Origin of the sequence: Streptomyces sp. NPDC021080 (genome assembly GCF_044333225.1) — a bacterium.
Classification (GTDB): Bacteria; Actinomycetota; Actinomycetes; order Streptomycetales; family Streptomycetaceae; genus Streptomyces.
The window spans coordinates 95,973-107,611 of record NZ_JBIRQM010000007.1 but is presented as its reverse complement, the minus strand read 5'-3'; the positions used below and the strand labels follow the sequence as shown (position 1 = coordinate 107,611).

General features: G+C 72.9%; 10 protein-coding genes. 8 read left to right on the top strand and 2 right to left on the bottom strand.

What is annotated here, in order from left to right; translation table 11 throughout:
- Positions 1–52 precede the first annotated feature (52 nt).
- Together ACH4S8_RS18750 and ACH4S8_RS18745 are read left to right on the top strand one after the other, a co-directional pair.
- Positions 53–832, top strand: a complete 780-nt coding sequence (locus ACH4S8_RS18750; protein ID WP_398395253.1) for an SDR family oxidoreductase — start codon at positions 53–55, stop codon at positions 830–832.
- Positions 829–1,743: an SDR family oxidoreductase gene (locus tag ACH4S8_RS18745; protein WP_398395251.1), complete on the top strand. Its 915-nt coding sequence runs from the start codon at positions 829–831 to the stop codon at positions 1,741–1,743. The genes ACH4S8_RS18750 and ACH4S8_RS18745 overlap by 4 nt, the downstream gene beginning before the upstream one ends.
- A gap of 331 nt (positions 1,744–2,074) precedes the next feature.
- Here ACH4S8_RS18745 and ACH4S8_RS18740 read toward each other — a convergent pair whose 3' ends face one another.
- Both ACH4S8_RS18740 and ACH4S8_RS18735 read right to left on the bottom strand, forming a co-directional pair.
- On the bottom strand, positions 2,075–2,821 hold the full coding sequence (locus ACH4S8_RS18740) for an ankyrin repeat domain-containing protein (RefSeq protein ID WP_398395249.1): 747 nt from the start codon (positions 2,819–2,821) through the stop codon (positions 2,075–2,077).
- Between the two features lie 165 nt (positions 2,822–2,986).
- Positions 2,987–3,880, bottom strand: coding sequence for a hypothetical protein (locus ACH4S8_RS18735; protein ID WP_398395247.1), 894 nt, complete (start codon positions 3,878–3,880; stop codon positions 2,987–2,989).
- 218 nt (positions 3,881–4,098) lie between these two features.
- Between ACH4S8_RS18735 and ACH4S8_RS18730 the strand changes: the two genes are divergently transcribed.
- From ACH4S8_RS18730 to ACH4S8_RS18705, 6 genes are all read left to right on the top strand, one after another.
- Complete coding sequence (locus ACH4S8_RS18730; RefSeq protein ID WP_398395245.1) at positions 4,099–4,881, top strand: serine protease; 783 nt, start codon at positions 4,099–4,101, stop codon at positions 4,879–4,881.
- A 188-nt stretch (positions 4,882–5,069) separates the two neighbouring features.
- On the top strand, positions 5,070–5,336 hold the full coding sequence (locus ACH4S8_RS18725; RefSeq protein ID WP_398395243.1) for a hypothetical protein: 267 nt from the start codon (positions 5,070–5,072) through the stop codon (positions 5,334–5,336).
- 34 nt (positions 5,337–5,370) lie between these two features.
- Positions 5,371–5,724, top strand: a complete 354-nt coding sequence (locus ACH4S8_RS18720) for a chorismate mutase (protein ID WP_398395241.1) — start codon at positions 5,371–5,373, stop codon at positions 5,722–5,724.
- Positions 5,725–5,833: 109 nt separating this feature from the next.
- Positions 5,834–8,326: an aminopeptidase N gene (gene pepN / locus ACH4S8_RS18715; protein WP_398395239.1), complete on the top strand. Its 2,493-nt coding sequence runs from the start codon at positions 5,834–5,836 to the stop codon at positions 8,324–8,326.
- A 345-nt stretch (positions 8,327–8,671) separates the two neighbouring features.
- On the top strand, positions 8,672–10,177 hold the full coding sequence (locus tag ACH4S8_RS18710; RefSeq protein WP_398395237.1) for a pyridoxal phosphate-dependent decarboxylase family protein: 1,506 nt from the start codon (positions 8,672–8,674) through the stop codon (positions 10,175–10,177).
- Positions 10,174–11,619, top strand: a complete 1,446-nt coding sequence (locus ACH4S8_RS18705) for a lysine N(6)-hydroxylase/L-ornithine N(5)-oxygenase family protein (protein WP_398395235.1) — start codon at positions 10,174–10,176, stop codon at positions 11,617–11,619. Before ACH4S8_RS18710 ends, ACH4S8_RS18705 begins: the two co-directional genes overlap by 4 nt.
- Positions 11,620–11,639 lie beyond the last annotated feature (20 nt).

Genomic DNA, 11,639 nt, shown 5'->3' with positions numbered 1-11,639 from the left:
TCGGCCCGGCGGCTCCGACCGGCCCGAAGGCGCGGATCCGCCCGGCCCCGCCGTGGATCTCGCAGGCCGGACCGTCGTCGTCACCGGCGGCACCCGGGGTGTCGGGGCGGGTATCACCCGGGCCTTCGAGCGAGCCGGCGCCCAGGTCGTGGTCTGTGCCCGACGGCCGCCCGAACTCCCCCTCGGAAAAGCCGACTTCGTCCCCCTCGACCTGCGCGACCCGGTCGCGGTACTGGCCTTCTTCGACGCCCTGCCCCGGCTCGACGTCCTGGTCAACAACGCGGGTGGCGCCCCCTACCGGCCCCTCGCCGAGGCGGACGTCGAGCGGCACGCCCGGGTGATCGAGCTCAACCTCACCGCCCCGCTCACCGCGTCGGTCGCGGCCCGCGAACACCTCAGGCGGTCCCGGGGCTCGATCGTGATGATCGGCAGCGTGAGCGGCTCGCGCCCCTCGCCCGGCTCCGCGGCCTACGGCGCGGCCAAGGCGGGACTGGAGAACCTGGCCCGTTCGATGGCCGTCGAATGGGCGCCGGAGATCCGGGTCAACACCCTGGTCGTCGGCATGGTCCGCACCGAACTGGCCCATCTGCACTACGGCGGCGAGGACGGTCTCGCCGCAGTCGCCCGCACCGTCCCGCTCGGCCGCCTCGCCCGGCCCTCCGACGTCGGCGCAGCCGCCGTCTTCCTCGCCTCCGACGCCGCCGCCTACATCAGTGGTGCCTCTCTCCTCGTCCACGGCGGCGGGGAGCGGCCCGCCTTCCTCGACGCAGCCACCGCGAACAAGGGCCGGCGGGCCACCGCCGACAAGGACCAGCAGGGAGATACCCGATGAGCGCACCACTGCTGTGCGAGGGGCGGGTCGTGATCGTCACGGGCGCGGGCCGCGGGCTCGGCCGGGCCCACGCGCTGGCGTACGCCGCCGAGGGCGCCCGGCTCGTCGTCAACGACCTCGGTGTCGGCCTCGACGGCACCCCCGCGGCCGACAGCCCGGCCCGGCAGGTGGCCGAGGAGATCCGCGCGGCGGGCGGCGAGGCGGTGGCCCACGGCGGGGACATCGCGACGACCGAGGGTGCCGCGTCCCTCGTCCGCACCGCACTGGAGACGTACGGGCGGCTCGACACCCTCGTCAACAACGCCGGGTTCCTGCGCGACCGGATGCTGGTCAACCTCGACGAGGACGACTGGGACGCCGTGATGCGGGTCCATCTGAAGGGGCACTTCCTGCCGCTCAGACAGGCGGCGGCGCACTGGCGCGCGGAGGCCGGGGCGGGCCGCGCGCCCGATGCCCGGGTCGTCAACACCAGCAGCGGGGCGGGCCTGCTCGGGTCGGTCGGACAGGGCAACTACAGCGCCGCCAAGGCAGGCATCGTCGGACTCACCCTGGTCGCGGCGGCCGAGATGGAACGCTACGGCGTCCAGGTCAACGCCATCGCCCCGGCGGCCCGTACCCGGATGACCGAGCGCGCCTTCGCCGACACCATGGCGGTCCCCGGCAGCGGATTCGACGCCATGGCCCCCGGCAACGTCTCGCCGCTGGTCGTCTGGCTCGGCTCGGCCGCCAGCGCAGGGGTCACCGGCCGTGTCTTCGAGGCCGAGGGCGGCCGGATCACGGTGATGGAGGGCTGGCGGCCGGGTCCGAGCGCCGACAAGGGCGCCCGCTGGACCCCGGCGGAGGCCGGCGAGGCGGCCCGCGAACTCCTGATCCGGGCCGCGGCTCCGGGAGCGGTGTACGGGGCGCGGTAGGCGACCCGGCGATCCACGCGGCCCGGCGGAACGTTGCTCCGAGGCCGGCCGGTCCCGCTGCCGCTGCCGGTGCCGGTGCCGGTGCCGGGGACGGAGGTCGGCGCGCCCTGTCGGCGTCGGGGACGGAGAGGGTCGGCGGACGCCGACGACGATGGGGCGCAGGCCGGCGCTTCCCGGCGGTGTCGGGTGACGGAGGGTTCGGCGCGCCCTGCCGGGGACCCGGTCGCGGAGGGGGACTTCCGGGAGCGGCGGCCTCGGCGCGGTTCGCGCGCCGTGGGGCCTCAGGGGAGCGGCGTGCGTGCCGCCGTACCGCTCCCGGAGCCGTCGGGACTCAGTGTCCGGGTCGGGTCGTGCTCGCCTTCAGCAGGGCGACGATCTCTGCGTGGCCGGTCTGGAGGTCGTCGCCGGCGAACGGCCGGCCCTGTGCGTCCAGGAGCTGGACCTCGACGACGGTGCCCTCGGGCGAGACGTGCCGGTGGGTGACCGAGGCGTGGCCGGGGCCGTGCGTGCGGGCCAGGGTCTCCCGCAGCTCGGCCTCGACACCGACGCCCAGCAGACGGCGCGCCTCCGCCAGCGCCTCGCCCCGTGCGCCTGCCCCGTGCGCCAGCAGGGCCCGTACACAGCCGGCCGAGCCCCGGTGCGCGGCCGTCACCAGCGGGGGTTCGCCCGCCGGTCCGGGCCGGCCGGGGTCCGCGCCCGCCCCGAGGAGCGCCTCCGCGACAGCGGTGTGACCCCGGCGCAGGGCCCAGGTCAGTGCGGTGAACCCGAACGCCTCCACCGTGTCCGGGTGCGCACCCGCCGCGAGCAGGGCGCGGACCACCTCCGTGTGACCGCCGCAGGCCGCGCCGCACAGGGGAGCGTCCGTGCCCAGGCTGAGCCGGTCGGGCTCGGCGCCGGTGGCCAGCAGCAGCCGTACGACGCCGGGCCGGTCGCTGACCGCAGCCAGGTACAGGGCGCTCTGACCGTCCTCGTCGACCGCCTCGGGGCTCACCCCGGCGCGCAGCAGCCGTACGACCGCGTCCTCGTCCCCCTCGTACACGGCGGGGAAGAGGAGTGCGGTCGGGTCGTTCGTGCTCATCCTTCGACCCTCGCTCGCCACGGACGCGCGAGGCAAAGACTTTCGGGGTGTTCTGCCTCACCCGGCCCTCACCCGGCCCTCACCCGGCCCGCACGCCGCGCGTGCGCCGCCGGACACGGCCCGTCCGCCAGTGCCAAGACGGGGCAGACGTCGCCTGCCGCGGCACTAGGTGTCGCACTCCAGCACGGTCCGGCACAGCGTGCACCGCGCCCGTACCCGGCCCCGCACCGGCACCCTGATGCGCTGGTGGCAGGTCGGGCACGGGAAGGAGACGCGCAGCGGCCCGCGGCCGTCCGGCGCGAAGGTGTAGGAGACGCCGGAGCGGTCGGGAGCGCGGTGGTCCTGGGCGTGGCGGCGGTCGCGGGCATAGCGGCGGCGGCCCGCCCAGCCCGCCGCGGTCAGCGGCGGCTGCCGCCCGTCCCGCAGGGCCAGCTCCCTGCCCGTGGTGTACGCGGTGTACGCCTGCGGGCTGGTGAACCACACGGAGGGATCCTCGCCGAAGACCAGGGCGCGCTTGGCGAGGACGTAACCGAACTCCTCGGGGGTCAGATAGCCGAGCTTCTGCGAGGACGCGCCGTCCTCGCGGTAGGCGTCGAGGAGGAGCCAGCCCGCGCCGAGGTAGGCGGCGGCCGTGTCGGTGAGGATCTCGGTGTCGCGGGTGCCGGGGAACGAGAGGTCCAGGCGGTGCAGACAGACGTGCATCACCTCGTGGGCGAGGGCGGCCCCGATGTCCCTGCGGTGGGTGCGGAAGCGGTCGTTGAGCTCGATGAAGTACTCGGGTCCCGCGGCGAGTTCGACGTGCGCCGCATGGGTCATCTCGCGGAAGCCGACGATCATCCGGGCGTCCGGCAGGTGGTAGTGCCGCACCATCTCACGGGCCACGCGCTGGGCGCCCAGATGCAGGTCGTCGACGTCGGCGAAGGCCACGTCGGCGGGCGCCACGCTGGTCGCGAAGGTGTGGACGGTGTCGTACGAGAGCCGTTTGTAGAGCGCGGTGATCGATGCCCGCACCGTGTCCAGATGCGGGTAGCCGTGCTCGACGGGACCGCCGTTCGCCACGCCCGCACCCCCAGAAGACGCCGGAACTCCTCTCCACTGTAAGCGGGGTTCCGCCCGGTGGCGGGGGAGCGGGGCGGGCGGGTCGGCGGCTGGCCGGAATGCGGCTCTTGCCCGGTACGGCGGCCGGTCCCATAATCCCCACCAGCTTGGCAGGTGCATGCCATTAAGCGTTTTTCGTGCACCGGCCCTGCGGACAACCCCCCACGAAAGGAAGCACGTTGAAGTCTCTCAGGAAGCACGGCGTCATCAGAAGACTGCTCGCCGTCGGCGCGGTCGCGCTCGCCGCCGTATCCCTCCAGCCACTGTCCGCGCACGCCGCACCCGCACCCGTCGTCGGCGGCACACGCGCCGCCCAGGGCGAATTCCCCTTCATGGTCCGACTCTCCATGGGCTGCGGCGGAGCCCTCTACACCAAGAGCATCGTCCTGACCGCCGCGCACTGCGTGAACGGCTCCGGCACCAACACCTCCATCACCGCCACCGCCGGCGTCGTCGACCTCCAGAGCGGCAGCGCCGTCAAGGTCAAGTCCACCAAGGTGCTCCAAGCCCCCGGCTACAACGGCAAGGGCAAGGACTGGGCCCTCATCAAGCTCGCCCGGCCCATCGACCTGCCCACCCTGAAGATCGCCACCAACACCGCCTACAACAACGGCGACTTCACCGTCGCCGGCTGGGGCGCCACCCGCGAAGGCGGCGGCCAGCAGCGCTATCTGCTCAAGGCCACCGTCCCCTTCGTCGACGACGCCACGTGCCGGCAGGCGTACGGCAGCGACCTCGTCCCCGGCGACGAGATCTGCGCCGGATTCGTGGCCCAGGGCGGCGTCGACACCTGTCAGGGCGACTCCGGCGGCCCCATGTTCCGCAAGGACGACACCGGCGCCTACCTCCAGGTCGGCATCGTCAGCTGGGGCCAGGGTTGCGCCGAACCCGGCTACCCCGGCGTGTACAGCGAGGTCTCGACCTTCGCCGCCGACATAGCCAGAGCGGCCACCGGGCTCTGACGTCCGCGAGCCGCACCGTCCGCACCACTCGTACGACCTGTACTCGCGGCGCCCGCGCCTCCCCGGTCGCGGGCGCCGCCGCACGGCGTCCCGCCGAGGGGTGCGTACGTGCGCGGGGGAGCGGCCGAGAAGCCCGCGGTGAGCGCGCGGGCGGTGGAACCGGCTACGCCTCCGGCCCGCGGACGGGCATGCGCGCAGCCGTGACCGGCTCGCACCGGCAGCCCGTCACCGCGTGCCCGCCGATCGGCTCCAAGGACGCCGCCCTGCGACAGCGCCTCGACGACGAACTCACCGCCTTCACCTGTCCGGGCCCCCGACTTCTGCCGCAGTCGCGGCTGCCGGAGACCGGCCGCACCGACGGCGTCCCCGGCGGACACCAGGACGTCCACTCCCGCAGGACGCCCACCGGCTCGCACCCGCGGCGACCCCACCCGGACCGGGCCCCACGCCGATGATCGCGGCCCCACGGGCCACGTAGGGTTGGCTGTCATGACCACCAGCAAGCCCCAGGAAGCCGGCCCCGACGTCAGCGCGGAACTCGCCCGGCTGCGCGACAGCATCGACAACATCGACGCCGCCGTCGTCCACATGCTCGCCGAACGCTTCAAATGCACCCAGCAGGTCGGCCACCTCAAGGCCGCCCACCACCTGCCGCCCGCCGACCCCTCCCGCGAAGCCCACCAGATCGCCCGGCTGCGCAGCCTCGCCGAGAGCGCCAAACTCGACCCGGCCTTCGCCGAGAAGCTGCTGAACTTCATCATCGCCGAGGTCATCCGCCACCACGAACGCATCGCGGACGACGCGGGCGGCACCACGGCCGGAACCGCCGACGCGCGCGAGTGACAGCGGCAGGCCACCACGCCCCCGGCCGCACCGAACGACCAGGGACCGTCAAAGCGTACATACCGGACCACCCCTGTGTGCCGACCGCACCATCGGGCAGCATGGCCTCATGTCCGTACTGACGCGCGACGAAGCGCAGACCCGTGCCAAGCTCCTCGACGTCCACCACTACGGGATCGAACTCGACCTGACCGGAGGGGACGAGACCTTCGACTCGCGGACCGTCATCCGGTTCACCGCCCGTACCGACGCGGACACCTTCGTCGAGCTGAAGCCCGCACAACTGCGCTCCGTCACCCTCGACGGCCGGCCCCTCGACCCCCAGGCCCTGGACGAGAACCGGCTGCCCCTCGAGGGACTCACCGCCGGCGAGCACGAACTGCGCGTCGACGCCTCCATGCGCTACTCCCGCACCGGGGAGGGCATGCACCGCTTCACCGACCCCACCGACGGCGAGACCTACCTCTACACCCAGCTGTTCATGGAAGACGTCCAGCGCGTCTTCGCCGCCTTCGACCAGCCCGACCTCAAGTCCGTCTTCGAACTCTCCGTCACCGCCCCCCAGGGCTGGACCGTCCTCGCCAACGGCGTCACCGAACACCTCGGGGACGGCCACTGGAAAGCCGCCCCCACCCCCCTGATCTCCACCTACCTCGTCGCCGTCGCTGCCGGCCCCTGGCACTCCGTACGCACCGAACACGCCGGTCTCCCCTTCGGCCTCCACTGCCGCCGCTCCCTGGCCCCCTACCTCGACGCCGACGCCGACGAGATCCTCGACGTCACCCGCACCTGCTTCGACCGCTACCACGAGAAGTTCGACGAGCCCTACCCCTTCGACTCCTACGACCAGGCGTTCGTCCCCGAATTCAACGCCGGCGCCATGGAGAACCCCGGCCTCGTCACCTTCCGCGACGAATTCGTCTTCCGCTCCGCCGTCACCGACACCGAGCGCCAGACCCGCGCCATGGTCATCGCCCACGAAATGGCCCACATGTGGTTCGGCGACCTCGTCACCCTGCGCTGGTGGGACGACATCTGGCTCAACGAGTCCTTCGCCGAGTACATGGGCTACCAGACCCTCACCGAAGCCACCCGCTTCACCGACACCTGGGTCGACTTCGGCGTCGCCCGCAAGTCCTGGGGCTACGACGCCGACCAGCGCCCCTCCACCCACCCCGTCGCCCCCGATCCGGACGCCGTCCCCGACACCGCGTCCGCCATGCTCAACTTCGACGGCATCTCCTACGCCAAGGGCGCCTCCGCCCTGCGCCAACTCGTCGCCTGGCTCGGCGAGAAGGACTTCCTCGCCGGCATCAACACCCACTTCGCCCGCCACAAGTTCGCCAACGCCACCCTCGCCGACTTCATCGACAACCTCGCCTCCGCCACCGAACGCGACGTGCACGCCTGGGCCGACGCCTGGCTGCGCACCACCGGCGTCGACACCCTCACGCCCGAGATCACCGAAGCCGACGGCCAATGGCACCTCACCGTCGGCCACCAGGGCAGCCGCCCCCACCGCATCGCCGTCGGCGCCTACGACACCGTCCCCGGCGAGGACACCCGGCTCACCCTGCGCGACCGCTTCGAACTCGACGTCCCCCAGGACGAGTCCACCGACCCCCGGCCCGGCCGCCGCCCCGACCTGCTCCTCCTCAACGACGGCGACCTCACCTATGCCAAGGTCCGCTTCGACACCAAGTCCTTCCGGACCGTGGGAGCCGCCCTCTCCGGCCTCCCCGACCCCCTCACCCGGGCCATCGTCTGGAACGCCCTGCGCGACGCCGTCCGCGACGGCGAACTGCCCCCCATGGCCTACATCGAGACCGCCCGCACCCACCTGCCGCACGAGACCGACCTCGCCCTCGTCCAGGGCGTCCTGACCTTCGCCACCCTCCACGTCGCCGACCGGTACCTGCGCCCCGAACAGCGGCCCGCCGCCCTCGCCACCCTCACCGACCTGTGCCGCGACCTCGTCCGCCGCACCGAGGACGGCTCCCACCCCGGCCTGCGCCTGACCGCCGTGCGCCACCTCATCGACGTCGCCGTCCACCCCGACACCATCAGCGCCTGGTTCTCCGAGGGAACCGTCCCCGGCGGCCCCGAACTCGACCCCGAACTGCGCTGGCGCATCCTCGGCCGGCTCAGCGTCCTCGGCGCCGTGGACGACGCCGTCATCGACGCCGAACTCGTCCAGGACCCCAGCGCCGCCGGCCAGGAAGGCGCCGCCCGCTGCCGCGCCGCACTGCCCGACCCCGAGGCCAAACGTGCCGCCTGGGACGCGATGTTCACCGGCGACGACCTCTCCAACTACCTGTTCACCGCCACCGCCCAGGGCTTCTGGCAGCCCGAACAGACCGGCCTCCTGCACGAGTACGTCGAGCGCTACTGGCCCGACGCCGTGGCCCTCGCCGCCCGGCGCGGCCCCGCCATCGCCGAAGCCGCCGGCCGCTTCGCCTTCCCCTCCTGCGTCGTCACCCCCGAGACCCTCGCCCTCGGCGAGACCTGCCTGCGCGACGCCGACCCCACCCCGGCCCTGCGCCGCAAACTCACCGACCAGCTCGACGACCTCGCACGCGCGCTGCGGGTGAGGCATGCCTAGCCACCCCCGGCCCCCGAAACCGAGAAAGCCGAAGGAGCCGAAGAAGCCGAGGAAGCGCCGAGCCGGACACCAGCACTAGACACGGACTTCGCCACCAGGCGCCGAGGCCGGACTCCGGCACCGGAGACCGGTGCTTTGACCTCGGCACCGGACACCAGATGCGAACCCGGACGCCGGACAGTTGCCCCAGCAGCCGTCCGGCGTCCGGCGCGTCCGGCCCCGCTCACACAAATCCTCCGTAGGCAGTACCCCCGCCGGGGCCGAATCGTTGTCCTTGGCGGGCGCACCTGCCCAAAACACGTACACGCCGGGAAGGACCCCGCCGCACGTCCACCGGAGGACACCATGAGCACGCCGCCCCTCGCCTCAGGCCCCGAAGGCCCCGACGCACTGCGGCCGTTGCTCGACACCGTCCTGCGCGCCCTCGTTGAAGGCGCCACCGCCCGCGGAGGCCCTCTCCCCGCCGGAGGACCCGAACGCGTCGCCCAGCGCCTGCGCACGGCCCTCGGTGACCCCCTGCCCCACCACGGCAGCCCCGACGCCCTGCACACCCTCGTCCGCGCCCTCGCCGAAGGCGCCGCCGACCCCGCCGACCCCCTGTGCGCGGCCCACCTGCACTGCCCGCCCCTGGCCGTCGCCACCGCCGCCGACCTCGCCGCCTCCGCCCTCAACCCTTCCCTCGACTCCTGGGACCAGGCCCCCGCCGCCTCCGAACTCGAAGCACTCCTCGCCCGGGCCCTCGCCCACCTCGTCTACGGCACCCCGGACACCACAGCCGCCACAGACACCTCAGGCGCGCAGCGCACGCAGGACAGGGAAGACGCGCAGAGCACGCACGGCACGCAGAGCACGCACGGCATCCGGGGCGCTCAAGGCATGCGGGGCGCGCCGAGTACGCAAGACATCCGAGCCGACGCCCTCATCACCACCGGCGGCACCGAGTCCAACCAACTCGCCCTCCTCCTCGCCCGCGAAGAACACCACGGCATCCAACTCGTCTGCGGAGCGAACGCCCACCACTCCCTCCACCGCGCCACCTGGCTCCTCGGCCTCCCCGAACCCGTCGTCCTCCCCACACCCACCGGCACCCTCGACCCCGCCACCCTCGACAGCGCCCTCACCGACCTGCCCGGCCCCCTCCTCGTCGCCGCCACCGCGGGCACCACCGACGCCGGCCTCATCGACCCCCTGCCCGACATCGCCGACCTCTGCGCCACCCACGGTGCCCGCCTCCACATCGACGCCGCCTACGGCGGAGGCCTCCTCTTCAGCGACCGGCACCGCACCAAACTCGACGGCCTCGCCCTCGCCGACACCGTCACCCTCGACCTGCACAAACTCGGCTGGCAACCCGTCGCCGCCGGACTCCTCGCCGTACGCGACCCCACCGACCTCACCCCCCTCGCCCACCGAGCCGACTACCTCAACGCCGACGACGACACCGAAGCGGGCCACCCCGACCTCCTCGGCCGCTCCCTGCGCACCACCCGCCGCCCCGACATCCTCAAGATCGCCGTCACCCTCAAAACCCTCGGACGCCACGGCATCGGCCACCTCGTCGACCAGGTCTGCGCCCACGCCCACGAACTCGCCGACCTCACCGCCGCCCACCCCGGCTTCGAGCTCTACGACCACCCCGTCATCAGCACCGTCCTCTTCCGGCCCCACGGCGCCACCGACGACACCGTCGCCGCCGTACGCCGCACCCTCCTCGACCAAGGCCGCGCCGTCCTCGGCCGCGCCACCCTCGACGGCCGCCGCTGGCTCAAAGCCACCCTCCTCAACCCCCACACCCGGCCCGGCGACCTGGCCACGCTCCTGAAACTGGTGGAAGGACACACCCCTCGATGAGACCGACACCGCACCCCCACCCCCAGCGCCCCACCGCCGAGACACCCCGCGACCTCGTCGGCATCGGCATCGGCCCCTTCAACCTCTCCCTCGCCGCCCTCGCCCACCCCCTCACCGAACTCGACACCGTCTTCTACGAACAACGCCCCGGCTTCGACTGGCACCCCGGCCTCCTCATCGACGGCGCCACCCTCCAGGTCCCCTTCCTCGCCGACCTCGTCACCCTCGCCCACCCCACCAGCCCCTGGTCCTTCCTCAACTACCTCAAGGACCGCGACCGCCTCTTCCCCTTCTACTTCGCCGAGCGCTTCCACATCCAACGCGCCGAATACGACGCCTACTGCCGCTGGGTCGCCGACAACCTCCCCGGACTCCGCTTCGCCCACCAGGTCGACGCCGTCCGCTGGAACCCCGAACACGACCTCTTCGAAGTCGACTTCACCCGCCTCGACGCCCACGGCCAGGCCCAGGCCCTCGGCCGCACCCACACCCGCAACATCGTCCTCGGCGTCGGCACCGCCCCCCACATCCCCGCACCCCTCAAACCCCTCGTCGACGCCCCCGACGCCCCCGTCATCCACGCCGCCGACTACCTCAAACACCGCGACCGGTTCCTCACCGCCGACCACATCACCGTCATCGGCGCCGGCCAGTCCGGAGCCGAGGTCTTCCTCGACCTCCTGCGCAACCGCCCCATCGGAAAGGAAAAGATCCACTGGCTCGCCCGCACCGAGGCCTTCGCCCCCATGGAGTACTCCAAACTCGGCCTCGAACACTTCACCCCCGACTACACCCGCTACTTCCACGCCCTGGGCGAACCCGTCCGCGACCGCCTCCTCGCCGCCCAATGGCAACTCCACAAAGGCATCGACGCCGACACCATCGCCGCCATCCACGACGAGCTCTACCGCCGCACCCTCCACGGCGGCTGGCCCGACGCCGTCCTCACCCCCGCCGTCACCGTCCGCACCGCCGGCCGCATCGCCACCACCCAGATCGAACTCCACCTCGAACACGTCCAGCAAGGCACCCGCTCCCGCCTCACCACCAACGCCGTCGTCCTCGCCACCGGCTACCGCGAACGCCCCATCGCCCCCCTCCTCGCCGGACTCGACCCCTACCTCCGCCGCGACAACGCCGAACGCCCCGACATCGACAACCAGTTCCGCCTCGTCCTCGACCCCACCGTCACCGGCCGCGTCTACGTCCAGAACGCCGAACTCCACACCCACGGCGTCGGCACCCCCGACCTCGGCCTCGCCGCCTGGCGCAGCGCCACCATCCTCAACTCCCTCACCGGAAAAGACCCCTACCCCCTCCCCGGACGCACCGCCTTCACCACCTTCGGCCTCGACCTCGCCCCCCGCGTCCCCGCCGCCCGCCAAGAACCGAGAACCCTCACCCCACTCGTCCCCCTCATCCCGCTCGTCGAAGGACGATGAGGACCACCCCCACATCCCCT

Excerpts from the sequence above, each read along its gene's own strand:
- ACH4S8_RS18745 (WP_398395251.1), top strand. The coding sequence starts at position 829 with ATGAGCGCACCACTGCTGTGCGAGGGGCGGGTCGTGATCGTCACGGGC.
- ACH4S8_RS18740 (WP_398395249.1), bottom strand. The coding sequence starts at position 2,821 with ATGAGCACGAACGACCCGACCGCACTCCTCTTCCCCGCCGTGTACGAG.
- ACH4S8_RS18725 (WP_398395243.1), top strand. The coding sequence starts at position 5,070 with ATGCGCGCAGCCGTGACCGGCTCGCACCGGCAGCCCGTCACCGCGTGC.
- pepN (WP_398395239.1), top strand. The coding sequence starts at position 5,834 with ATGTCCGTACTGACGCGCGACGAAGCGCAGACCCGTGCCAAGCTCCTC.
- ACH4S8_RS18705 (WP_398395235.1), top strand. The coding sequence starts at position 10,174 with ATGAGACCGACACCGCACCCCCACCCCCAGCGCCCCACCGCCGAGACA.
- ACH4S8_RS18720 (WP_398395241.1), top strand. The coding sequence starts at position 5,371 with ATGACCACCAGCAAGCCCCAGGAAGCCGGCCCCGACGTCAGCGCGGAA.
- ACH4S8_RS18710 (WP_398395237.1), top strand. The coding sequence starts at position 8,672 with ATGAGCACGCCGCCCCTCGCCTCAGGCCCCGAAGGCCCCGACGCACTG.